Raw genomic sequence first — 24186 nt, 5'->3', positions numbered from 1 at the left:
GGCGCCACGCTCAATCAGGACCCTCATGTCACAGGCCAGCCCCGCTCATACGCCCATGATGGCGCAGTACCTGAAAATCAAACGCGAGCACCCCGAGGTACTGCTGTTCTACCGCATGGGGGACTTCTACGAGCTATTCTTCGACGATGCCAAGCGCGCTGCTGCGCTGCTCGACATCACCCTCACCAGCCGCGGCCAGTCCGGTGGCGCACCGATTCCCATGGCAGGTGTGCCCTACCACAGCGCCGAAGGGTATCTGGCACGCTTGGTAGCCACGGGCGAGTCGGTGGCGATCTGCGAGCAGATCGGCGACCCGGCGACGAGCAAGGGGCCGGTAGAGCGTCAGGTGGTACGTATCGTCACGCCCGGCACGCTGCACGACGAGGCCTTGCTCGACGCCCGGCGCGACAACGTGCTGGTGGCACTGGCACCGGGCAAGGAGCAGTGGGGCATCGCCTGGCTCGAACTCTCCAGCGGCCGCTTCAACGTGCTCGAAGTTCCTGGCGAGGCGGAGATGCTCGCCGAGCTCACGCGCCTGGCACCTGCGGAGCTTCTGGTGCCCGAAAGCATGGCCCTGCCGGATGCGTGGGCGCATCAGCGAAGCGTGCGCCGCCAGGGCGAGTGGCTGTTCGATTTGGAGAGCGCCACGCGCAGCCTGTGCGATCAGTTCGAGGTGCAGGATCTACGCGGCTTTGGCTGTGCCCACTTGACTAGTGCCTTGATCGCCGCAGGTGTGCTGATCGATTATGCCCGCGACACTCAGCGCTCGCGCCTGCCCCACGTCACCACCTTGAGCGTCGAGAACCGCGATGACGCCGTGGTCATCGATGCCGCCAGCCGACGTAATCTCGAGATCGACACCAACCTTGGCGGCAGCGGCGACAATACCCTGGCCAGCGTATTGGATACCTGCACCACGGCCATGGGCTCGCGTTTGCTCAAGCGTTGGCTCAACCGCCCGCTGCGCCAGCGTGAGATCGTCAAGGGGCGCCAGGCAGGTGTGGCCCTACTGCTGGTCGAGATGGCCTATCTTGGGCTTCGCGATACGCTCAACGCCGTGGGCGACGTCGAGCGCATTCTTGCTCGCGTGGCGCTCTATAGCGCTCGCCCGCGCGATTTGGCGCGTCTACGCGACGCCTTGGCCGCCCTCCCCGATCTCGAAGCCCAGCTCAGCGCCATCGAAACGGGCAGCGCCTTGGATCATCTACGCCCGCACGTGCGCCCCTACGCCGAGCTTGCCGATACGCTGCGCCGCGCCATCGTCGATAACCCGCCGGTGGTGATTCGCGACGGCGGCGTCATCGCCGAAGGCTTCGATAGCGAGCTCGACGAGCATCGCGGCATGGCCGAAAACGCCGGTGACTACCTAGTACAGCTCGAGCTTCGCGAGCGCGAACGCACAGGCCTTGCCAACCTCAAGGTCGGCTACAACCGCGTGCACGGCTACTTTATCGAGCTGCCCCGTGCTCAAGCCCAGCAAGCCCCTGCCGACTATATCCGTCGTCAGACGCTGAAAAACGCCGAGCGCTTCATCATTCCCGAGCTCAAGGAGTTCGAGGACAAGGCGCTTTCGGCCAAATCGCGCGCGCTTAGCCGCGAAAAATGGCTCTACGAGCGCCTGCTCGGCGAGCTCAATGGCGTGCTCAACGAACTTCAAGCCACCTCGCGGGCGCTGGCCGAACTCGACGTGCTCAGCGCCTTCGCCGAGCGCGCCGAGGCGCTCGACTGGGTCCGCCCGACCCTCAACGAGGCAACCGGCATTCAGGTGAGCGGCGGGCGCCACCCGGTAGTGGAGCAGGTCAGCGACAAACCCTTCGTCCCCAACGACGTCGCCCTCGATCACAACCGCCACATGCTGATCATCACCGGCCCGAACATGGGCGGTAAGTCGACCTATATGCGTCAGACGGCGCTGATCGCTCTGCTTGCCCACTGCGGCAGCTTCGTTCCCGCCGATGCCGCCGAGATCGGCCCGCTGGATCGCATCTTCACCCGCATCGGCTCCTCGGACGATTTGGCCGGCGGGCGTTCGACCTTCATGGTCGAGATGACCGAAACTGCCAACATTCTGCATAACGCCACCGCCCAGAGCCTCGTGCTGATGGACGAGATCGGCCGTGGCACCAGCACCTTCGATGGTCTGTCGCTTGCCTGGGCCAGTGCCGAGCACCTCGCTCAGACTCAGGCTTTGACGCTCTTCGCTACCCACTACTTCGAAATGACGGCGCTGCCCGAGCAAACCAGCGGCGTGGTCAACGTTCACCTCACCGCTACCGAGCACGGTGACGGCATCGTGTTCATGCACCGCATCGAAGAGGGCCCAGCAAGCCAGAGCTACGGCCTTCAGGTCGCCCAGCTCGCCGGGGTGCCGGGGCCGGTGATTCGCCGCGCGCGGGAAACCTTGATGGCCCTGGAGCAACGCGACATCGACGGCGCCCAAACGCCGCTGGGCCGCCAACACCGCAGCGAACAGGATAGCCTCGGCGGCAGCGGCGGCTTCCAGCAGGCGGATCTTTTCGCCAGCGCCCCGCACCCGGTGGTGGAAGCGCTTAGCCAAACCGATATCGACGCGCTATCGCCACGCGAGGCGCTCATGCTGCTCTATCAGTGGCGCGAACAGCTGTAATACGCGCAAAGACGTGATAGACGCTTGCCGCATGCCAAGGGCATCACTAGAATGTGCCTCACTTTATCTTATAAAAAATCGCTGATTTATAACCATTCACGATTGACCATGATCGGGCCACGACCCGGTCTGCAAGAGGGATAGCAAGATGGCGTTTGTCGTTACCGAAAACTGCATCCAATGCAAATACACTGACTGCGTGGAAGTCTGCCCGGTCGACTGCTTCTACGAAGGCCCCAACTTCCTCGTCATTCACCCCGACGAGTGCATCGACTGCGCCCTGTGCGAGCCCGAGTGCCCGGCCGAGGCGATCTTCTCCGAAGACGAGCTGCCCGAAGGCCAAGAAGCCTTCGTCGAGATCAACGCCGAGCTCTCGGAAGTGTGGCCCAACATCACCGAGAAGAAGGACGCCATGCCCGACGCCAAGGAGTGGGATGGCAAGACCGGCAAAATTGACAAGCTCGAGCGCTGAGCTGCTGCCGTCCTTACTACCCGCCATGCAAAACGCCACCTCGAAGGTGGCGTTTTGCGTTTCAGCGGTCTCGCAGCGTGTGTGTGCGTTACCGGCTAAGAAGCCTTTTCGCTGAGTTCGTCGCCGTTGGCCGCGAACACCGCGCCATCGTGCTGGCCGAGAAGGCGGCTGGTCACCGTTCCGGCGGTCATCGAGCCGTTGACGTTGATCGCCGTGCGTCCCATGTCGATCAGGGGTTCGATGGAGATCAAAAGCCCGGCGAGCGCGATCGGCAGATCGAGCGTCGAGAGCACGATGATGGCAGCAAAGGTCGCCCCACCGCCAACCCCGGCGATACCGAAAGACGCCATCGTGACCACCAGCACGAGGGTGGCGAGGAACTCGATGGAGAGCGGATCGATACCCACGGTCGGCGCGATCATCATCGCTAGCATTGCCGGATAAAGCCCAGCGCAGCCGTTCTGACCAATGGTCGCACCAAAGGAGGCAGCGAAGTTGGCAATCGCGGGCGGCACGCCGATGCGGCTCACCTGGGCTTCGATGTTGAGCGGGATCGTTGCCGCGCTCGAACGTGAGGTAAAGGCAAAGGTGAGTACCGGCCAGACTTTCTTGAAGTAGCGCAGCGGATGGATGCCCACGCCGGTCAAGAAGAGCGCGTGCATGATGAGAATCAGCGTCAGCCCCACGTAGGAAGCAGCGACGAAGCCGATCAGGTTAAGAATGTCGTCGAGGTTGGAGGTGGAAACCACCTTGGCCATCAGCGCCATCACGCCGTAGGGCGTCAGGCGAATCACCATGCGCACCAAGCGCATGATCCACTTCTGTACCACCTCGATGCCGTCGAGCAGCTTATCGCCGATGGCAGGGTTTTCGCGCTTGATACCCAGCGCCGCCAAGCCCAGGAAGGTCGCAAAGATCACCACGCTGATGATCGATGTCGCCCGCGCACCGGCAAGGTCTTGGAAGGGATTGGCGGGAATGAACGACAGCAGCAACTGCGGTACGCTGAGATCGGCCACCTGAGCGCTGCGCTCGATGATCGCCTGGCCCCGCTCCAGCTCACGAGCACCTTGGACCAGACCATCGGCCGATAGGCCAAAGAGTTGGGTCATGCCGATCCCGATCATCGCCGAGATGGCCGTGGTGATCATCAGCATCGCCAGTACGCCCAAGCTGATCTTACCCAGCGAGCTGGCATCGTGTAGGCGGGTAACGGCAGAGAGGATCGTCACCAGCACCAGCGGCATGATGATCATCTTAAGCAGCTGTACGTAGCCACCGCCGACGATATCGACCCAGGCAATGGTGCCAGCAATGACGTCGCTCTCAAAAAGCCACTGCAGCAGCGCCCCAAGCACCACGCCGATGACCAAGCCCATCAATACGACCTTGGATAGACTGGCACCGCGGCGCTGCCAGCGCGCCAGCAGCACGAGCGCGACGATGAAAATCGCTATGTTGACCGCAATCAACCCAGACATTCGAGACTCTCCCAAAAATGACAAAAGCGGCGCATCGAGGATGCGCCGCCGAAGCAAAAACGGCCAAGCCGCTTTCACACCTATTCCTGAGTGCAATGGTAAGGAATTATGCCCGGTGAGAAAAATGTAATTTACTTATAAGCTTGTAATTATTTGCGCAAAAAAAGGCGACCCGTAGGTCGCCCGCTCCAAGCACTTCCTCTGACCACTCCCTGTGTCAACCTCCTAGAGTGCTGTCCCTGCCAGAGCTCACATCACTGTGTCATCCGGCGCACCCCACCTGCATCCCGTTGCATCCTGCTCTGAAGCATCCTTGCCTCCCCTTGTCCTGTAGGTATTCTGGCATAAACGCCGAAACCGACAAGTCGACGCCTACGCAAAAGGGATGAGCCGTATAGGCCCACCCCTTTTTAAAAAACAAATGAGAAACAGCAGCTTAAATAAAAATTAAGATGATATTTCTCACCTAACAAGGCTAATCCGAACGAATATCCTTGGCATTTGTAAGAGATCTCTTACAAAATCTTGCGAGATCTCTTACACGCCCTCTCTCGGTCAGCGTCAAAACACGCTGTTGAAAGCGCAGTTGACCGCGCAATACATCACTGCCCCTTGATCGCCTTTAGGCCTGGATAGTCGACGTTACCCAATTCGGCTTCGATGACCAGCAGACGGTTGTACTTGGCCACGCGGTCGGAGCGGCACAGTGATCCGGTCTTGATCTGGCCTGCGCTGGTGCCCACGGCGAGATCGGCAATGGTGGTATCTTCGGTTTCCCCCGAGCGGTGGGAGATGACCGCAGTGAAGCCCGCATCCTGCGCCATCTTGATCGCGTCCAGGGTTTCAGAGAGCGAGCCGATCTGGTTGAACTTGATCAGGATCGAGTTGCCGATCTTTTCATCGATACCGCGCTTGAGGATCTTGGTATTGGTGACGAACAGATCATCACCCACCAGTTGCACCTTGTCGCCCAGCTTATCGGTGAGCGCCTTCCAGCCTGCCCAGTCGGACTCGTCCATACCATCCTCGATCGAGACGATGGGGTACTCGGTGCAAAGCCCGGCCAGGTAGTTGGCGAAGCCTTCGGCATCGTAGGTCTTGCCTTCACCGGCGAGGTCGTACTGGCCGTCTTTGTAGAACTCGGAGGAGGCACAGTCGAGCGCCAGCGTCACGTCCTTACCCAGCTGATACCCGGCATCGCTCACCGCCTGCTTGATCACCGCCAGCGCGTCGGCATTGGAAGCGAGGTTAGGCGCAAAGCCGCCCTCATCGCCCACCGAGGTGGAGAGCCCTTTGGCCGAAAGCACTTTCTTCAGCGCGTGAAAGATCTCCGCGCCCATGCGCAGTGCATCACGGAAGTTGGCAGCTCCCACCGGCTGAACCATGAACTCCTGGATGTCGACGTTATTGTCCGCGTGCTCGCCGCCGTTGATGATATTCATCATCGGCACCGGCATGCTGTACTTGCCCGGCTGGCCGTAAAGCTCGGCGATATGTGCGTAAAGCGGTACACCCTTGGCGTTGGCGGCCGCCTTAGCCGCTGCCAGCGACACAGCGAGAATGGCGTTGGCGCCTAAGGTCGCTTTGTTGTCGGTACCGTCGAGCGCCAGCATGGCGTCATCAAGCCCGCGCTGATCACGTGCATCCATGCCCACTAAGGTATCGCGAATCTTGCCGTTGACCGCATCGACCGCTTTCAGTACGCCCTTGCCAAGATAGCGCGCCTTGTCGCCATCGCGAAGCTCCAGCGCTTCGCGCGAGCCGGTGGAAGCGCCGCTGGGGGCGCACGCCTCACCCACTGCGCCGCTCTCCAGGCGAACCTTGGCGAAAACGGTGGGATTGCCGCGTGAGTCAAGCACTTCCAGCGCACTGATATCGACGATCTTGGTCATGAGAGTTTCCTTGATAGGGTCCTTGGTTGGATGTGACGTCTATTAGCGATTCACGGTATCACGTTTTTTGTCGTAATCAGCGGATGGTGAGCGGATCAAACCCCTTCACCAACGCATCGAGCTGCGCAAGCTGGGTCAAAAACGGCTCCAACTGATCCAGCGGCAGCGCGCAGGGGCCGTCGCACTTGGCGTTGTCCGGGTCTGGGTGGGCCTCCAAAAAGAGCCCGGCCAGGCCCACGGCCACGCCCGCGCGGGCAAGCTCCGCCACCTGCGCGCGGCGCCCGTCGGCGCTGTCGGCGCGCCCACCGGGGCGCTGCAGCGAATGGGTGACGTCGAAGAACACCGGAAAGCCGGTCTGCTTCATGTCGCCAAAGCCGAGCATGTCGACGACCAGATTGTTGTAGCCAAAGCTCGACCCGCGCTCGCACAGAAGCAGCTTGTCGTTGCCTGCTTCCTGGCACTTGTTGAGGATGTGGCGCATCTCATGGGGCGCCAAAAACTGCGGCTTTTTGATGTTGATCACCGCCCCGGTCTTGGCCATGGCAACGACCAGATCGGTTTGGCGCGCCAAAAAAGCGGGCAACTGGATAATGTCGGCCACCTCCGCGACCCGCTCGGCCTGCCACGGCTCGTGAACGTCGGTGATCACCGGTACCTTATGGCGCGCCTTGATATCGGCGAGAATTTGCAGCCCTTTGTCGAGCCCGGGGCCACGAAAGGAGGTGATCGAGCTGCGGTTGGCCTTGTCGAAGCTCGCCTTGTAGACGTAGGGCATGCCCAGTTTCTGGGTGACCTCGACGTAGGCGCTAGCCACCTCGTCGGCAAGCGCTGCCGACTCCAGCACGTTCATGCCGCCAAGCAGCATGAGGGGCAAAGAATTGCCGGCGGTTAAGCCGGCAACGGGGATGTGACGTTCGAACGAGTGAGGCTGAGACGACATCGGTCCCCCTTTTCCTTATTCGGGTTGAGCGTGAGCGCGGCTGCGCGCCGCCTTGTGTTCGAGCGCAGCGTTGACGAAGCCGCTGAACAGCGGGTGCCCATCGCGCGGCGTCGAGGTGAACTCGGGGTGGAACTGGCAAGCCACGTACCACGGATGATCGCGAAGCTCGACCACTTCGACCAGCGACTGATCGACGCTCTTGCCCGAAATCACCAAGCCTGCTTTCTCCAGCTCGTCGACGAACTGGTTGTTGACCTCGAAGCGGTGACGGTGGCGCTCGACGATCTCGTCGCTGCCGTAAGCCTCGCGGGCGCGGGTGTCGGCGGCCAAGTGGCACACCTGACCGCCCAGCCGCATGGTGCCGCCAAGATCGGAGGCCGCGTCGCGCAGCTCGATCTTGCCTTCGGGGCTGATCCACTCGGTGATCAGGCCGACGACCGGATGCTGAGTATCGTGGGTGAACTCGGTGGAGTTGGCGTCCGTCCAGCCAGCGACGTTACGCGCGAACTCGATGACCGCAACCTGCATACCCAGGCAGATGCCCAGATAGGGAATCTTGTTCTCGCGAGCGAACTGGGCCGCCATGATCTTGCCTTCGACGCCGCGCTCGCCAAAGCCGCCGGGCACCAGGATGGCGTCCTTTCCGGCCAGACGTTCGGTGCCGTGACGCTCGATCAGCTCGGAGTCGATGTAGTCGACGTTGACCTTGATACGGCCCTGGATACCGGCGTGAATCAGCGCTTCGTTGAGCGACTTGTAAGCATCCAGCAGCTCCATGTACTTACCTACCATGGCGATGCTGATCGACTTCAAGGGGTTGAGCTTGGCATCCAGCACCTTGACCCACTCGGAGAGATCGGCGGGCTCGGCTTCCAGGCGCAGCTTGTCGCAAACGATGTCATCAAGGCCGTGCTCGTGGAGCATCAGCGGAATGCGGTAGATGGTGTCGGCATCCTGAAGCGGAACCACAGCGCGCTCTTCCACGTTGGTGAACAGCGCAATCTTGCGCCGCTCGCTCTCTTCGAGCTCGACTTCGCTACGGCAAATCAGGATGTCCGGCTGGATACCGATCGAGCGCAGCTCCTTGACGCTGTGCTGGGTCGGTTTGGTCTTGGTCTCACCGGCGGTCTTGATGTAGGGCACGAGCGTCAAGTGCATGTAGATCGCGTGGCTTGCGCCCAGCTCGCTTCTGATCTGGCGAATCGACTCCAGAAACGGCAGCGATTCGATATCGCCGACGGTGCCGCCAATCTCGACCAGAGCGACGTCAAAGCCTTCGCCCCCTGCGTAGACGCGACGCTTGATCTCGTCGGTGATATGCGGAATGACCTGCACCGTGCCGCCCAGATAGTCACCGCGGCGCTCCTTGCGCAGCACGTGCTCGTAGACCCGGCCGGTGGTGAAGTTGTTGCTCTGGGTCATCTTGGTGCGGATGAAGCGCTCATAGTGGCCCAGGTCGAGATCGGTTTCCGCACCATCCTCGGTGACGAACACTTCGCCGTGCTGGAACGGACTCATGGTGCCCGGATCGACGTTGATGTACGGATCCAGCTTGAGAATGGTCACCTTGAGACCGCGGGCCTCGAGAATGGCCGCCAGCGAGGCTGCTGCAATGCCCTTGCCGAGAGAGGACACAACGCCGCCGGTCACGAAGATATATCGTGTCATGGAAAACCTGTCGAATCATAGTCAAAAGGCACGGCAGAAAGCCACGCCAGGATGGGACGACAGAATAGCAGAGTACGCACGGTGGCTCAATTTCCGCGCCCGAGACGTACAGGCGCAAAGATAAAAAGGGGCAGCGGTGTTGCCCCCGCTGCCCCTTTTCGTTTTCGTTGCACTGAAACTGGCTTACTTAAACGCCCAGGTAGTCCATGATACCGCTGGCGGCCTGGCGGCCTTCGTAGATGGCGGTGACCACGAGATCGGAGCCGCGCACCATGTCGCCACCGGCAAAGATCTTCTCGTTGCTGGTCTGGAAGGCGTACTGGCCGTGCTCGGGAGCTTTGACCAGGTTCCAGTCGTTGACCTCGATATTGGCGCTATCGAACCAGGGCGCAGGGCTTGCCTGGAAGCCGAAGGCGATGACCACGGCGTCGGCGGCGATGACCTCTTCGGAGCCAGGAACGATCTCGGGGCGACGGCGGCCGTTTTCGTCGGGCTCGCCCAGACGCGTACGTACCACCTTTACACCCTCGACCTTCTCCTCGCCCACTACCGCGACCGGCTGGCGGTTGAAGAGAAACTCGACGCCCTCTTCGCGAGCGTTGGCCACTTCGCGGCGCGAGCCTGGCATGTTGGCTTCGTCGCGGCGGTAGGCGCAGGTCACGCTTAAAGCCCCCTGGCGGATGGAGGTGCGGTTGCAGTCCATCGCCGTGTCGCCCCCACCGAGCACCACCACGCGCTTGCCTTCCATCGAGATGTAGTCGTTCGGGTCTTTCTCGAAGCCCATGCGGCGGTTGACGTTGGCAATCAAAAAGTCCAACGCCTTGTAGACGCCTGGCAGATCTTCACCGGGGAAGCCGCCCTGCATGTACTGATAGGTGCCCATACCGAGAAACACCGCGTCGTACTCCTGGAGCAGGGTATCGAACTCGATATCGGTGCCGATTTCGGTGTTGAGGCGAAACTCGACGCCCATCTCCTCGAACACTGCCCGACGGCGCTCCATGACGCTCTTTTCGAGCTTGAACTCGGGGATACCGAAGGTCAAAAGCCCGCCAATCTCGGGGTACTTGTCGAACACCACCGGCTTGACGCCGTTGCGCACCAGCACATCGGCACAGCCAAGGCCCGCGGGTCCGGCGCCGATGATGGCGACCTTCTTGTCGGTCCAGCTCACGTGGGCCATGTCCGGGCGCCAGCCCATGGCGAAAGCGGTATCGGTGATGTACTTCTCCACCGAGCCGATAGTGACCGCACCGAAGCCGTCGTTCAGGGTGCAGTCGCCTTCGCAGAGGCGATCCTGGGGGCAAACGCGACCGCACACCTCGGGCAGCGAGTTGGTCTTGTGCGAAAGCTCGGCCGCCTCGAGGATGTTGCCCTCCACTACCAGCTTGAGCCAGTTGGGGATGTAGTTGTGCACCGGGCACTTCCACTCGCAGTAAGGGTTACCGCAGTGCAGGCAACGGTGCGCCTGGCTTGCCGCCTCGGACGGCTTGAACGGCTCGTAGATCTCGGCGAACTCTTTGGCGCGCAGGCGCGCCTCTTTCTTTTGCGGGTCCAGACGACCCACGTCGACGAACTGGAAATCGTTGTTCAAACGGTTAGCCATGGTCTCTCTCCTGTCAGCGTTAGGGGCGGGCACGGATTACTGCGGCTGACGCCGAGACTGATCCAGCAGACTGCCAAGGCTTGCCGCCTTCGGCTTGACCAGCCAGAAATGGCGGGCATAGTCGCTGAAGTCCTCGAGAATCGCCGCGCCGCGCTTCGAGCCGGTCGCTGCTACATAGGCCTCGATCATTTCGCGCAAGTGCCGACGGTAGGCCTCCATGGCTTCGGTGTTGACGCGATGAATCTCCACGAGTTCGTGGTTGTATTTGTCGACGAAGGTGCGATCTTCGTCCAGCACGTAGGCAAAGCCACCGGTCATGCCCGCGCCGAAGTTCACCCCTGTGTCGCCCAGTACGCAGACGAGCCCCCCGGTCATGTACTCACAGCAGTGGTCGCCAGCGCCTTCGATCACGGCGGTAGCGCCAGAGTTACGCACCCCGAAACGCTCGCCCGCCGTCCCTGCGGCGTAGAGCGTGCCGCCCGTGGCGCCGTAAAGGCAGGTGTTGCCGATGATCGCCGTCTTGTGGCTCTCGAACTCGCTGACCTTCGGCGGCACGATGACCACGCTTCCGCCGTTCATGCCTTTACCCACGTAGTCGTTAGCGTCGCCTTCGAGGTAGAGGTTCAAGCCCTTGGCGTTCCACACGCCGAAGCTCTGCCCCGCCACGCCGGTAAAACGCACGTCTAGCGGTGCCTCGCTTAAGCCCTCTTCACCGTAGCGCTTGGCGATCTCGCCGGAGGCCAAGGCGCCCACGCTGCGGTCGCAGTTGGTGATGGTGAAGTGGAACTCGCCGCCGCTCTTGGCCTCGATGGCGTCAACGATCGCCTCCAGCACTTCCTGGTTCTTGGCGCCAGGATCGTGGGGAACGTTACGGCTCACGGTACAGAACTGCGGCGCCTCTGCGGGCACGAAATCGTTGGCCAGTAGCGGCGTCAGATCCAGCTTGCGCTGCGATGCCGTGTGGCCTTCGATCGCTTCGAGCAGGTCGGTACGGCCGATCAGGTCGGTCAGCTGACGGACGCCCAGCAGCGCCATCAGCTCGCGCACCTCTTCGGCGATGAAGCGGAAGTAGTTCTTGACCATATCGACGGTGCCACGGAAGTGCTCACCGCGCAGGAAGTCGTCCTGGGTCGCGACCCCCGTGGCACAGTTGTTGAGGTGGCAAATACGCAGGAATTTACAACCCAGCGCCACCATCGGCGCAGTGCCAAAGCCGAAGCTCTCGGCGCCGAGAATCGCGGCCTTGATGACGTCGAGCCCGGTTTTCAGGCCGCCGTCGGTCTGTAGACGAATCTTGTCGCGCAGGCCGTTGATACGCAGCGCCTGATGCACCTCGGGCAGCCCCAACTCCCAGGGGGAACCGGCATGCTTGATTGAGGTGAGCGGGCTTGCCGCCGTACCGCCATCGTAGCCGGAAACGGTGATCAAATCGGCGTAGGCCTTGGCCACGCCCGTGGCGATGGTGCCGATGCCGGGCTCGGAGACCAGCTTGACCGAGACCTGAGCCCTGGGGTTGACCTGTTTCAAATCGAAGATCAGCTGGGCCAAGTCCTCGATCGAGTAGATGTCGTGGTGCGGCGGCGGCGAGATCAGGGTAACGCCGGGCACGGCGTGGCGCAGTCGAGCGATGAGCTGATTGACCTTACCACCCGGCAGCTGACCGCCCTCACCGGGCTTGGCGCCCTGGGCGACCTTGATCTGCAGCACGTCGGCGTTGACCAGATAGGCGGGCGTCACACCAAAGCGGCCGGAGGCGATCTGCTTGATCTTGGAGCTGCGCACGGTGCCGTAACGCGCCGGATCTTCGCCGCCTTCACCGGAGTTGGAGCGCCCGCCCGACTCGTTCATCGCCTGGGCCAGCGCTTCGTGGGCCTCGGGTGAAAGCGCGCCAATGGACATACCAGCGCTATCGAAGCGCGGCAGCAACGACTCGACCGGCTCGACCTCGTCGAGAGCGATCGACGGGCCGTCAAACTTGAGTGTGAGCAGGTCGCGAATGGTCGCGACCGGACGCTCGTTGACCAACTGAGCGAATTTTTTCCAGTTGGCGTAGCTGCCTTCTTGTACCGCTGCCTGCAGCGCCTTGACCACGTCGGGGTTGTAGGCGTGGTACTCGTGGCCGTGCACGTACTTGAGCATGCCACCCTGTGAGATGCCCTTGCGCGCAATCCAGGCATCGCGGGCCAGCCCTTCCTGCTGCAGCTGCAGCTCGGCAAAGCCAGTGCCTTGAATACGAGAGGCCATTCCGGGGAAGCATAGATCCATCACCTCTTCGCCAAGGCCCACGGCTTCGAACAGCATCGAACCGCGGTAGGAGGCAAGCGTGGAGATCCCCATCTTGGAGAGAATCTTGAACAGCCCCTTCTGCAGGCCCTTACGGTAGTTCTCGCGGGTGTCCGCCGGGTTACCGCCAAGCTCGCCCACGCGGTGCATGTCGGCCATCACCTGGTAGGCAAGCCATGGGTAAACGGCCGTTGCGCCTACGCCAAAAAGCACCGCCATCTGGTGGGCATCGCGGGCATAGCCGGTCTCGACGATGATGTTGGCGTTGGGACGCAGCGCCAAGCGGCCAAGATGCGTGTGCACCGCCCCCACGGCCAGGACCGCCTGAATCGGCAGTTGCCCCTTGGGCAGTTCGGCATCGCTAAGAGCCAAAATCACCTTGCCGCTGCGCACCTGGGCTTCGGCCTCACGGCACAGCGCGACCAGTGCCTGCTTGAGCGACTGCTGCTCGGGGTCGTAGCCAAGCGACAGCGTAACGCTGGCAAAGGCGGGATCCTCTTGGGACACGAGTGCCGTAAACTTGCGCGGCGAGAGCACGGGCGTGGTCAGGATCAAACGGTGGGCGTGCTCGGGGGTCGCCTTGAAGACGTTGAGCTCGGCGCCACAGCAGGTTTCCAACGACATTACGATCGCTTCGCGCAGCGGATCGATCGGCGGGTTGGTGACCTGGGCGAATTTCTGCCGGAAGAAATCGGTCAACAGGCGCGGACGGCTCGACAGCACCGCCATGGGGGTGTCGTCCCCCATCGAGCCCACCGCTTCCTGACCGCTTTCCGCCAGCGGGCGAAGCACCTGGTCGCGCTCCTCAAAACTGACCTGGAACATCTTCTGCTGCACGTTGAGCGCATCGGTTTCCATGGTTTGGAAACGTGCAAGCTCGGTTAGTGCCGACTCCAGGTAGTTGGCTTCCTGCTTCAGCCAGCGCTTGTAAGGGTAGGCCGACTTCAAGCGGTCGTCGATGTCCTGGGTGTGCAGCACTTCGCCAGTTTGGGTATCGATGGCGAGCATCTGCCCCGGACCAACGCGGCCTTTGGCGACCACGTCCTCGGGCCGGTAGCCGTAGGTCCCGATTTCGGAGGCCAAAGTGATGTAACCGTTTTTGGTAATGACCCAACGCGCCGGACGCAGACCGTTACGGTCGAGCATGCACACTGCCTGGCGGCCATCGGTCATGACCACGCCTGCCGGGCCGTCCCAGGGCTCCATGTGCATGGAGTTGTATTCGTAGAAAGCACGCAGCTCGGCATCCATCGTTTCGACGTTCTGCCAGGCGGGCGGCACCATCATGCGCACGGCACGATGCAGCTCCATGCCGCCGGTCAGCAGCACTTCGAGCATGTTATCCATGCTCGAGGAGTCGGAGCCGACGGTGTTGACGATCTCGTCGAGCTCGGCGATGTCTGGCAGGCGCTCGCTGATGAAGTTGGCCTTGCGCGAGTTGGCCCAGCTACGGTTGGCCTCGATGGTATTGATTTCGCCGTTATGGGCGAGTAGGCGGAAAGGCTGCGCCAGCGGCCAGCGCGGCGCGGTGTTGGTAGAGAAGCGCTGGTGGAAGACACAGATTGCCGTCTCCAGGCGCTCATCGCCCAAATCCTTGTAGAACGCCGGCAGATCTTCCGGCATCACCAGGCCTTTATAGGAGACCACGTTGGGCGAGAGCGAAGCGACGTAGAAGTCGGCTTCGTCGCGCAGCTTCTGCTCGGCATAGCGCCGCGCCATGAACAGGTCGACATCGAAGCGCTCGGGCGCATTGGGAGCGACGAACACCTGGCGAATACGCGGCAGGCAGTCGATGGCCATTGGCCCGCACACGCTCTGATCGGTCGGCACGTCCCGCCAGCCCAGCACGTCGAGACCGCGCGCGCTCAGCTCGCCTTCGAAGACCTCGCGGGCGTGCTGCTCACGCGCGTCGTCATCGGGCAGAAAGACCACGCCCACGGCAAAGTGCTCGCCCAGGGTAACTCCCAGCGACGTTTTGGCGACTTCGCGCATGAACTGGACAGGCATCTTCAGCAACAGGCCACAGCCGTCGCCGGTGCGGCCATCGGCAGCGATCCCGCCACGGTGCGTCATGCAGGTAAGAGATTCGATGGCGGTTTTCAGCAAATCGTGGCTCGCCTGCCCCTCCATATGGGCGATCAGGCCAAAGCCACAGTTATCGCGAAACTCGCCAGGCTGGTGAAGACCTCTGTTCATGGGGCGTGCCTCAACTAGTCAACGTATTTTTCTGGCAGCATTTATATGCTATAAAGACAGGTTTTATTTTACTTTCTCGCCTTACAACTTGCCTCGAAACCACGAGACAGCTGCGCTCGCTGCCTAACAAACGGCCGCTCAGCATAGCGATACAGCCCCCTTCTGCGCAATTACCCGCCCCCGCATTCTCGCCAAAAAGTCTTTCCAAATCTTGAACTTGCAACCCATTCAAAAGCAAAAAAGCATACACTTCAACCACTTGCAAAGTGATACAACGGATTTTAAACGGTAACAAAAAATCATTAGACTTTAGTCTTAAATAAGCACAAAAACCCATGCCGATAGCGCATAAGGCATGCGGATTGTTCGTTTATTAAGCAGTTTTGACACGATGCCCGCTATCTTCGCGCGCAAAAAAACCCGCCGAAGCGGGTTAGGAGATCGATGATAGGGTCAGTCGTGCGCTATCGGCGCGGATACGCCTCGATGAACGCGTCGAGCTGATCGGGCGGGGTGGTATCGCTGATGCAGGCCTCTCCCAGCGCGGTCAGCAGAATCAAGCGAATATGGGTATCGAGGTTTTTCTTATCCAAACGCATACGCGCCAGGAAGGCGGCGCTATCCATGTTAGCGGGAGCGGCGAGCGGCAGCCCCGCGCGCTCGATCACGGCGTGAGCCCTATCGCGATCGGCCGCGGACAGCCAGCCGCGCTGGTGCGATAGCGACGCCGCCATGGCCATGCCTGCCCCCACGGCTTCACCGTGTAGCCAGTTACCGTAGCCTTGGTGCGCTTCGATGGCGTGACCAAAGGTATGGCCCAAATTCAGCAGCGCGCGCACGCCCTGTTCGGTCTCATCGGCGGCGACGATCTCGGCCTTGATCTCGCAGCTACGCGCGATCGCCTCTGCCAGAGCGGCTTCATCGAGCGCGCGCAGCGCAGCCATGTGCTCCTCAAGCCAGGCCAGAAACGCGATATCCCGAATCAAGCCATACTTGACCACCTCGGCGAGCCCTGCCGAGAGCTCGCGCGCAGGCAGCGAGGCAAGACTGGCGATATCCACGACCACCGCCTTGGGCTGCCAGAAGGCGCCGATCATATTCTTGCCCAGCGGATGATTGACCCCAGTCTTGCCGCCCACAGAGGAGTCCACCTGGGAGAGCAGCGTGGTGGGCACCTGGATGAAGGCCACGCCGCGCTGGTACGCGGCCGCCGCAAAGCCGACCATATCGCCGATGACGCCGCCACCAAGGGCGATCAGCGTGCAGCGGCGGTTGAAGCCCGCTTCGAGCAGCGCATCCCAGATATGCTCCACCTGGGCAATGCTCTTGTACTGTTCGCCATCGGGTAGGATGACGCTGCGCACGTCGAGCGGTCGCGAGGCGCCCTTTTCGAGCGTGGCGAGCAGACGTTTCAGGTAGTGCGGCGCGATGGTCTCATTGGTCACCACCATGACCTGGGTGCCCACGATATAGGGCGCAAAGCAGGTCGGCTCGTCGAGCAGACCGGTGCCGATATGGATAGGGTAGCTACGCTCGCCGAGCTCGACGTTGAGGGTCCGGGAGGGGGAAGCAGCGCGCGTCATGGCGATACCTTGTGGTCGTTGGGCAAAGAAGAGGACGGATGCGCCTCGGACGCCTCCAGCGGATGCGCCAGGCGGCGTACGCGACGCAGGATCTCGTTGACCACCGCGCGCGGGCTGCGCCGGTCGGTGCGTACCGGGATATCTGCGGTAGCGCGGTATAGAGGATCGCGCTGGGTGAACATATCGTTGAGTACGCGCTCGCGGTCGGCGCACTGCAACAGCGGCCGATTACGATCGCGCGCGGTGCGTTTGAGCTGCTGTTCTACCGTGGTCATCAAATAGACCACGGTGCCGCGTTCGCGCAGCGCGCGGCGGTTCTCTTCGCGCAGTACCGCGCCACCGCCGGTGGCAAGGACGATGCCCTCATACTGGGTCAGTTCGTCGATCATCTGCATTTCGCGCAGGCGAAAGCCCTGCTCGCCCTCCACGTCGAAAATCCAGGGAATGTCGGCACCGCAGCGATCCTGAATGACGTGGTCGCTGTCGAAGAACTCGCGCGATAGCTCCGCTGCCAGCAAGCGCCCTATGGTGCTCTTGCCTGCCCCCATGGGGCCTATCAAAAAAACGTTGGGTAATTCCTGCATCAGCGAACCGCCAGGCCATCGTCAAGTAGTCGTGGAGTGATGAAGACTAACAACTCTACCTTTTCATTGCTCTCTTCGGTATAGCGAAACAGTCGACCAATGACGGGGAGATCGCCTAGAAGCGGTGTTTGCGCGAGCTGGCGCAGCTCTTCGCTGGTCAAAATACCGCCCAGCACCACGGTCTGGCCGTCGTCGACCAGCACCTGAGTTTCGATTTCGTTGCGGTTGATCGGTGGCTCGAAGTTGGGCGCTTCGGGCTGACCGAAGGTGTCGTTGGTGATCAAGAGGTTCATCACGATGCGATCATCCGGGGTGATCTGCGGTGTCACTTCGAGCGAGAGCACCGCCTCCTTGAACTCGATCTGCGGATTCTCCTGGTTCTGCCCCGAGGTGAAGGCGCGCTCTTGGCCCTGAAGAATTCGCGCGGTGCGCTGGTTGGCGGTGATGATGCGCGGCTGAGAGATGGTCTGACTCATACCTTCGGTCTCCAGCGCCCTAAGCTCCAAGTCGAGCAGTACGTCACCAGCGAGATAGCCAAAGGTGAACCCAGTGCCTGCCCCGCGCTGGCCGGGAGCTCCCAAATCGATCGCGAGCCCGCCCCGAGCGCGATTGAGTCCACCGGGATTGATGTCGCGCGGGCCGAAAGTGCCGTTATCGAGTGCCTGGAAGCCACGCGTGCTGGAAAAGCCCCAGTTGATACCCAGCGCCCGGCTGGCGCTATCGCGGGCCACCACGATGCGCGCTTCGATCTGCACCTGGCGCACGGGCACATCGAGGCGTGCCAGCATGCGCCGAATCTCGGCGAGCTGTTCGGGTGTATCCTGCACCCATAGTGCGTTGGTGCGCTCATCGACGGCCACTCTGCCATCGTCGGTCAATAAACCAAAGCCGCCGTCGCGGCGTAAAAGCTCGGCCAGATCCGCCGCGCGAGCGTAGCGAATGGCAAGGTGTTCGCTTTCGAGCACTGGCGGCGACGAGGCTTCGAGCGTCAGCGGCGTCTCGAACGTTTCGGCCGGGGCCACGAAGAGCACGTTGCCGTCGCGATGGCTAGCCAACCCCTGGCTTTGCAGAATCAGCCCCAACGCCTGCTCCCAGGGCACGTCGTTGAGATTGAGCGTCACCAGGCCGCTCACGCCATCGGCCACGACCAGGTTGAGCCCGGTGAACTCGGCCAATGAGGCCAATACGGCGCGCACTTCCATCTCGTGTACGTTGAGGTTTAGCCGCTCACCTGCGTTGGCGCTCACGCTCGTCCCTGTCCGCTCGCTCAACCCCTGCAGGCGCGTATCGTCGAGCGAGGCCCCCATCACCAAGCTCGGCAGTAAGGCGGCGACCAAGCCCAGCCGTTGTCCCATCGTCATTATCATTCCCCTATGCTTATTCCCTTATATTTATCCCTATATGTTCACCGCCCTTTTTCTTCGCTCCCCCCAATCTTTAACGTTTCAGGCCTTTACCATCTCTCGTTGTCATCGCTGGGCGTTGCCATCGCCATCGTCGTGCGCCGCTGCTGCCACCCTTCGGCCGGGGCAAAATGGCGTTCGCTGAGCGTAAGCGCCGCTGCTTCGACGCGCTCGACGTGGCCCTGCTCGCGGCCCAGGTAGTCGCCTTCGCTCACCGCCGCTACCTCGCCAACGGGTGAGGCCACCAGCGCTTTCCGACGCGCCCCCATCTGCAGGGTGCCGACCAGACGCAGCGCGGCCAGCTCGACATCGCCATGCCACAGGCTTGTCTCAAGGCTCGCACCGGGTTCACTCGCTGCAACGGGCGCGATATCGCGGGCAAAGGGGCTTCGCTGATCGCTCCCCCGGTAGGTAGCGACCTCCACCCGCGGACGATCCGAAAGCGTAGGCAGAGGCCTTGTCACGGTATGGGTGCGAATCTCGGCAAGCGCAGCCTCGATGCCTGCTTCGTCGGCCTGCATACAGCCACTAAGCGTCAGCGTGATCGTCGCGCTTATCGCCAACCGGCTCGATGCGCTCATAGGCCCGCCTCGTCCACGCTGTAAAGCTTACCGGTTGCGGTGAGCCTCAACGTCTCGTTGCGCGTGGCGGGTACTAGCGTGAAGTCGTGCAGGGTGACGATATGCGGCAGCGCCGCGATATCGGCGATGAATAGACCCAGCGCATGAAAGCCGCCCTGGACGGCGATCTCGAGGGGATGTTCATGGTGATGATCCTGCCCCACCGCCGCGCGCAGACGCAGCGTTTCGATAGCAAGCCCCCGCTCGGCCGCCGCCTCGGCGATGCGCGCCAACAGCGCCGGGAGTTCGTCGCCGCGCGGCAGCGAGGTGTCCAGGCGCGCCGCTTCGGTCTCCAGGGCCGCGAGTTGGGTACGCCACTCGGGGAGCATAACGGCATCCAGCACGCGGCTACGGTAGTCGTTATAAAGCCGTGCCTCTTCCTGTTTGGCTGCGTGCCAGGCGTCGCGGCGCGCCTCCGCTACCCAGCTATATACGGCAAACGCGGCCACAGCGGCCACGCCAATCAGGCAAAGCGCTTGGCGCCAACGCGGCCAGGTCGCGATAGTGGCGGTATCGATCATGGCCCCTCCCCGCCTAGGTTGGCGCTTGGCACCGACACCGTTGGGGTGCGCTGAGTGACGGCGAAATGAAAGGCGCGCTCCTGCGCATTGCTCGAGCGCTCGACGCCAGTAAACCGCGGTGCCTCGAAGGCGGAGTGTCGCCCCAGGCGCCCCAACTGGGCCGAAATGCGCCCTTCATGCTCAGCGAGCGCTACGGCGTCGACGTTTTCTCCGCGGCGCTCCAGGCGTTGATAGATCACGCCCTCCTCGAGGCTCTCGACTAACGCATTGAAAAGCACAAGCGTCTGGCGGCGCTGGTACTCCCAGGAGGCAAATTGCGCCTGACGCGAAAGGGCCGCCTCGGCGCGTTGGCGATAGCGCTGGCCCTCCTCGGCCACTGCCGCGAGTTCCTCTAGCCGCGTCGTCAACAGCGCATTGCGCTGCTGCTGAACGTCAAGACGCAGCTGATAGAGATAGGCAACACCTGCGCCCCAAAGCCCACCTACGATAAGCGCTACTAGCAGTAGCGCCTGAAAACGCCGTCGTTGGCGTTCGCGCAGCGCCTCACGCCACGGCAATAGATTGAGCGTAGGGATCATCACGTGGGCCTCCTTGCCGCCAGCCCCGCCGCCATCACCCACTGCGGTGCGCGCAAAACAAGCGCCTTGGCATCGAGGCGCGGGTGAACGTCCATGGCGGCGAAGGGTGCTGCCAGCGCGAGCGGCACGCCAAGTGTCGTGAGTGAGGCATCCGCTACGTCGATACGCGCGGCGAGCGTGCCCGCCAACAACACTTCATTGGGCATACCGGGAGCAGGCATATCCGGCGTTTGGCGCAGCGAGTGCGCAGCGTAGAGCGAAAGCAGGCGCGTTAGCAGCGCCCCCAGCGACGCATTCAAGGCGGTGTCATCGCTTGAGTAATCGGCAAGGGGGGCTGCCTGCTGCTGATGGATCACCTGCCCGCCATCGAGCACGCAAAAGAGGCTATGGCTCGACTCTAATAGCAGTATCGCCTGGGGTGCCAAGTGGCTTGAAAGCGCGGCGCCGCGCGCTAGCGCCAGTGGGGCAATATCGATAACCGCCGGGATGAGACCGGCGGCGTGCAGCACATCGTCAAGTGCCTCTATTTCGCGCTGATGGCAGGCCGCGAGCGTCACAGGCAGCTCGTCTGTCGGCTCATCGAAGGCAAGACGCTGAAAATCGAAGGCGGCGTCAGTGAACGCAAAGGGGGCGTGGTGGTCGAACTCGGCGGCGATATAGGTTTCAAGGGTGATATCGTCGAGCCCGGCGGGGCAGCGTAGCGTGGTGATCCAGGCAGCACTCGCGGGTACGGCGACAGCGGCGTAGCGACATCGTGTGCCACTCATTTTCACGGCCTCACGTAGGCCACGGGCGAGCGCATCGGCGTCGTGAATACGCTCGTCGACGACCGCATCCGCCGGTAATGGACACAGCGCATAGCGCTTCACGCACGTGCGCCCATGGCGTCGACCGAGCTCCAACAGCCGGATAGAGGTCGAGGTAATATCGATCCCGATCAAGGCATTGAAGAACGACAGGCGACGCATACGGCAGGCAGCCTCCCTTGGTATTCTTTTTTTCGTTGCTCGATCGAGGCTACATGATTTTACTTCGACGTACACCTCGATCAACTTGCGCTTTATCAACCCAGAGGGTGTTCCTATAATGGCTGCCACACAGCCCATGGCTTTTGGCCTACCGCCTCTTCCTTGACTCTTCCCACGGGTGTTTTCAGTTCATGACGTTTTTGCGAACCCTCCTTCTGTCGTTGATCGGCATCATCGTCTCGCTGATCGGCGCTGCAACGCTTGCGGTGATCGGCGCTGCCATCTATTTCTCGCCCGGCCTCTCGGATGTCCGCCAGCTTCAGGACTTCGAGCTACATACGCCGCTTCGTATCTTCACCCGTGACGGCAAGCTGATTGGCGAGTTCGGCGAAGAGCGCCGCATGGCCGTGGACTACGCCGAAATTCCTCAGGACATGGTCAATGCTCTGATCGCGGCCGAAGACGCCAACTTCTTCAATCACGCAGGCGTCGATCCGCGCGGGCTTGCGCGGGCAGCGCTTGAGCTTGCGTCCAGCGGCTCGATTCAGTCGGGCGGCTCGACCATCACCATGCAGGTCGCGCGTAACTACATGCTGACGCTCGATCAGACCTTCACCCGTAAGATTCGCGAAATCCTGCTCGCCCTGCAGATGGAGCAGGTCTTGAGCAAGCAGGAGATCTTCGAGCTCTACGTCAACAAGATCTTTCTGGGCAACCGCGCCTACGGCATCGCCGCTGCCGCCGAGACCTACTACGACAAGCCGCTCTCCGAGCTGACGCTTGCCGAAACGGCGATGATCGCGGGGCTACCCAAGGCGCCTTCCGCCTTCAATCCGCTAGCCAACTCAGAGCGCTCGCTGATTCGGCGCAACTGGATTCTGTTCCGCATGCGCGAGCTTGGTTACATCGACGACGGCGCCTACCAAAGCGCCGTGCAGGAGCCGGTCACTGCGCGCCGTCACGTGGCCCAGGCCGAGGTCGAAGCCGCCTACATGGCCGAAATGGCGCGTCAGTATGCCGTCGAGCGTTTCGGCGACACCGCCTACACCGGTGGCTACCGCATCTACACCACCATCGACAGCGAGCTGCAGCCCGCTGCTCGCCGGGCGCTGTCACAGGGTTTGATGGACTACGATCACCGTCACGGCTGGCGCGGGCCGGAGCAGCGTGAGATCGCGGCAAGCCTGGTCGAAGCCCAGGAGCAGACCAATACCCGCGGCCTGGAAGAGGAGCTTTCCGAGTCGCCCGAAATTCGTCAGACCGCGCGCCAGGCCGCCGAGCGTAGCCAAACCGAAGTCGAGGGTATCGACGGCGACGTGAGTAACTGGCTGCAGGTGCTCGAGCGCACACCCAACTTCGGCCTGCTGCGTCCGGCCATCGTCGTCGAAAGCAGCGGGCGTGAGATGCAGGTGCTGCTGCGCGGCGGCGAACTGCGCACCATCGCTTGGGATGGCCTGAGCTGGGCACGCCCCTACCAAAGCCCGCGCAGCCGCGGCGCCGAGCCAAGCTCTGCCGATCAAATCGCCGTGGCGGGTGATCTCGTTCGCGTTACCGAAAATGACGGTGCGCTGCGTCTATCTCAACGCCCCGATGCCGAAGGCTCGCTGGTGGCGCAGGACCCACGCACCGGCGCCATTCTGGCGCTTCAGGGCGGTTTTGACTTTAATGCCAGCAAGTTCAACCGGGCCGTTCAGGCGCTGCGCCAGTCTGGCTCGATCTTCAAGCCGTTCATCTATCTCGCCGCCCTGCAGGATGGTGAGATGAACGCGGCAAGCGTGGTCAACGACGCTCCGGTCGTGCTCGACGACGGCAGCAACACGCTGTGGCGTCCGGTCAACTCCAGTCGTGACTTCCAGGGGCCGATGCGTCTGCGTCCGGCGCTGGCACGCTCGCGCAACTTGGTTACCATTCGTGTACTACAGGCCATGGGGCTCGATCACACCATCCAGTTCCTGGAAGGCTTCGGCTTCTCGCCCGAGCGTCTGCCGCGCGGTTTGTCGCTGGCACTCGGCAGCGCCAGCCTGACGCCGCTGGAGATGACCAACGCCTACTCGGTGATCGCCAACGGCGGTTTCCAGGTATCGCCCTGGTACATCGAACGCATCACCCGCGCCGAAGACAACCAAGTGATCGACGAAGCCACACCACCGGTCGCCTGTCCGAGCTGTGCCGAGGGTCAGGAGAGCGTCGTCATCGACGGCCGCGAGTACCCGGTGGCGCCACGCGTGGCCGATGCCGCCGCTACCTACATCCTGCGTGACATGCTGCGTGACGTCATTACCTCGGGCACCGGCCGTGGCGCTCTGAGCCTCAACCGTGAGGACATCGTGGGCAAGACCGGTACCACCAACGACCAGCGCGATGCGTGGTTCGCCGGTTTCAATAGCGATCTGGTCACCACCGTCTGGGTGGGCAAGGACAGCAATGAGACCATCGCCGAGTACGGCGCCAATGCCGCTCTGCCGATCTGGACCGCGTTCATGGGCGAAGCCCTGGAAGGCACGCCCCCGGCGCTGCCCGAACGTCCCGATACCGTGGTCACCGCCCGCGTCGATCCGGACACTGGCCGTCGCCTCTACGATGATCAATCAGGCGGCATGACCGAGCTGTTCCACCGCGACCATCTGCCCGACTACCAGCCTCGCCGCATCAGCCGCGAGCTGGAAGAGGCCGGCGGCTCGCAGGGATCGGGCGCAGCCGAGTCGATCTTCTAAGTCATACACGCGGTAAAACAAAGCCCGGCGATAACACTATCGTCGGGCTTT

The 24186-nt window shown here is 62.1% G+C and carries 15 protein-coding genes and 1 pseudogene; 3 read left to right on the top strand and 13 right to left on the bottom strand.

The window, feature by feature from the left end:
- Window positions 1-25: 25 nt before the first annotated feature.
- Both mutS and fdxA read left to right on the top strand, forming a co-directional pair.
- Complete coding sequence (gene mutS, locus LLY24_RS03690; protein ID WP_259034934.1) at window positions 26-2626, top strand: DNA mismatch repair protein MutS; 2601 nt, start codon at window positions 26-28, stop codon at window positions 2624-2626.
- A 148-nt stretch (window positions 2627-2774) separates the two neighbouring features.
- Complete coding sequence (fdxA, locus tag LLY24_RS03685; RefSeq protein WP_259034933.1) at window positions 2775-3098, top strand: ferredoxin FdxA; 324 nt, start codon at window positions 2775-2777, stop codon at window positions 3096-3098.
- Between the two features lie 95 nt (window positions 3099-3193).
- On the opposite strand, the gene LLY24_RS03680 is transcribed toward fdxA, so the two are convergent.
- The 13 genes and pseudogenes from LLY24_RS03680 to pilM all read right to left on the bottom strand — a co-directional run bounded on the left by LLY24_RS03680 (window position 3194) and on the right by pilM (window position 21421).
- Window positions 3194-4657 (bottom strand): L-cystine transporter, encoded by a 1464-nt coding sequence (locus tag LLY24_RS03680; RefSeq protein ID WP_345799636.1) that lies wholly within the window; start codon window positions 4655-4657, stop codon window positions 3194-3196.
- Window positions 4658-5181: 524 nt separating this feature from the next.
- On the bottom strand, window positions 5182-6471 hold the full coding sequence (eno, locus tag LLY24_RS03675; RefSeq protein WP_259034932.1) for a phosphopyruvate hydratase: 1290 nt from the start codon (window positions 6469-6471) through the stop codon (window positions 5182-5184).
- A 76-nt stretch (window positions 6472-6547) separates the two neighbouring features.
- Window positions 6548-7411, bottom strand: coding sequence for a 3-deoxy-8-phosphooctulonate synthase (gene kdsA / locus LLY24_RS03670; protein ID WP_259034931.1), 864 nt, complete (start codon window positions 7409-7411; stop codon window positions 6548-6550).
- A 15-nt stretch (window positions 7412-7426) separates the two neighbouring features.
- Window positions 7427-9079, bottom strand: coding sequence for a CTP synthase (gene pyrG / locus LLY24_RS03665; protein WP_259034930.1), 1653 nt, complete (start codon window positions 9077-9079; stop codon window positions 7427-7429).
- Window positions 9080-9266: 187 nt separating this feature from the next.
- Window positions 9267-10685 carry an FAD-dependent oxidoreductase gene (locus LLY24_RS03660; RefSeq protein ID WP_259034929.1) on the bottom strand — a complete coding sequence of 473 codons (1419 nt, stop codon included), beginning with the start codon at window positions 10683-10685 and terminating at the stop codon, window positions 9267-9269.
- A 36-nt stretch (window positions 10686-10721) separates the two neighbouring features.
- The gene (gltB, locus tag LLY24_RS03655) at window positions 10722-15164 is read right to left on the bottom strand and encodes a glutamate synthase large subunit (protein WP_259034928.1); all 4443 of its coding nucleotides are present in this window, start codon (window positions 15162-15164) and stop codon (window positions 10722-10724) included.
- A gap of 464 nt (window positions 15165-15628) precedes the next feature.
- Complete coding sequence (gene aroB / locus LLY24_RS03650; protein WP_259034927.1) at window positions 15629-16747, bottom strand: 3-dehydroquinate synthase; 1119 nt, start codon at window positions 16745-16747, stop codon at window positions 15629-15631.
- Window positions 16744-17331, bottom strand: a complete 588-nt coding sequence (gene aroK, locus LLY24_RS03645; protein WP_259034926.1) for a shikimate kinase AroK — start codon at window positions 17329-17331, stop codon at window positions 16744-16746. The genes aroB and aroK overlap by 4 nt, the downstream gene beginning before the upstream one ends.
- Window positions 17331-18563 (bottom strand): annotated as a pseudogene (locus LLY24_RS03640) (type IV pilus secretin PilQ); the annotation flags it as partial. The pseudogene LLY24_RS03640 and the gene aroK, both read right to left, overlap by 1 nt.
- A gap of 221 nt (window positions 18564-18784) precedes the next feature.
- Window positions 18785-19315, bottom strand: a complete 531-nt coding sequence (locus LLY24_RS03635) for a pilus assembly protein PilP (RefSeq protein ID WP_259034925.1) — start codon at window positions 19313-19315, stop codon at window positions 18785-18787.
- Entirely contained in the window at window positions 19312-19875 is a 564-nt protein-coding gene (locus LLY24_RS03630) for a type IV pilus inner membrane component PilO (RefSeq protein ID WP_259034924.1), read from the bottom strand. The genes LLY24_RS03635 and LLY24_RS03630 overlap by 4 nt, the downstream gene beginning before the upstream one ends.
- Window positions 19872-20453, bottom strand: a complete 582-nt coding sequence (locus LLY24_RS03625; protein ID WP_345799641.1) for a PilN domain-containing protein — start codon at window positions 20451-20453, stop codon at window positions 19872-19874. The genes LLY24_RS03630 and LLY24_RS03625 overlap by 4 nt, the downstream gene beginning before the upstream one ends.
- Complete coding sequence (pilM, locus tag LLY24_RS03620) at window positions 20453-21421, bottom strand: type IV pilus biogenesis protein PilM (protein WP_259034922.1); 969 nt, start codon at window positions 21419-21421, stop codon at window positions 20453-20455. The genes LLY24_RS03625 and pilM overlap by 1 nt, the downstream gene beginning before the upstream one ends.
- Window positions 21422-21612: 191 nt before the next feature.
- Between pilM and LLY24_RS03615 the strand changes: the two genes are divergently transcribed.
- Window positions 21613-24135: a penicillin-binding protein 1A gene (locus tag LLY24_RS03615; protein ID WP_259034921.1), complete on the top strand. Its 2523-nt coding sequence runs from the start codon at window positions 21613-21615 to the stop codon at window positions 24133-24135.
- Window positions 24136-24186: the final 51 nt, after the last annotated feature.

Origin of the sequence: Halomonas dongshanensis (assembly GCF_024790395.1) — a bacterium.
GTDB classification, from domain to species: Bacteria; Pseudomonadota; Gammaproteobacteria; order Pseudomonadales; family Halomonadaceae; genus Vreelandella; species Vreelandella dongshanensis.
Note: the sequence above shows the minus strand (reverse complement) of the source record. Positions and strands in the feature narration are given on the sequence as shown.

What these genes read in the sequence shown, in the direction of transcription:
- LLY24_RS03615 (WP_259034921.1), top strand. Translation starts at nt 21,613, where the DNA reads ATGACGTTTTTGCGAACCCTCCTTCTGTCGTTGATCGGCATCATCGTC.
- mutS (WP_259034934.1), top strand. Translation starts at nt 26, where the DNA reads ATGTCACAGGCCAGCCCCGCTCATACGCCCATGATGGCGCAGTACCTG.
- pilM (WP_259034922.1), bottom strand. Translation starts at nt 21,421, where the DNA reads ATGCGTCGCCTGTCGTTCTTCAATGCCTTGATCGGGATCGATATTACC.
- gltB (WP_259034928.1), bottom strand. Translation starts at nt 15,164, where the DNA reads ATGAACAGAGGTCTTCACCAGCCTGGCGAGTTTCGCGATAACTGTGGC.
- fdxA (WP_259034933.1), top strand. Translation starts at nt 2,775, where the DNA reads ATGGCGTTTGTCGTTACCGAAAACTGCATCCAATGCAAATACACTGAC.
- aroB (WP_259034927.1), bottom strand. Translation starts at nt 16,747, where the DNA reads ATGACGCGCGCTGCTTCCCCCTCCCGGACCCTCAACGTCGAGCTCGGC.
- kdsA (WP_259034931.1), bottom strand. Translation starts at nt 7,411, where the DNA reads ATGTCGTCTCAGCCTCACTCGTTCGAACGTCACATCCCCGTTGCCGGC.
- aroK (WP_259034926.1), bottom strand. Translation starts at nt 17,331, where the DNA reads ATGCAGGAATTACCCAACGTTTTTTTGATAGGCCCCATGGGGGCAGGC.
- pyrG (WP_259034930.1), bottom strand. Translation starts at nt 9,079, where the DNA reads ATGACACGATATATCTTCGTGACCGGCGGCGTTGTGTCCTCTCTCGGC.
- LLY24_RS03635 (WP_259034925.1), bottom strand. Translation starts at nt 19,315, where the DNA reads ATGAGCGCATCGAGCCGGTTGGCGATAAGCGCGACGATCACGCTGACG.
- LLY24_RS03660 (WP_259034929.1), bottom strand. Translation starts at nt 10,685, where the DNA reads ATGGCTAACCGTTTGAACAACGATTTCCAGTTCGTCGACGTGGGTCGT.
- eno (WP_259034932.1), bottom strand. Translation starts at nt 6,471, where the DNA reads ATGACCAAGATCGTCGATATCAGTGCGCTGGAAGTGCTTGACTCACGC.
- LLY24_RS03625 (WP_345799641.1), bottom strand. Translation starts at nt 20,453, where the DNA reads ATGATCCCTACGCTCAATCTATTGCCGTGGCGTGAGGCGCTGCGCGAA.
- LLY24_RS03630 (WP_259034924.1), bottom strand. Translation starts at nt 19,875, where the DNA reads ATGATCGATACCGCCACTATCGCGACCTGGCCGCGTTGGCGCCAAGCG.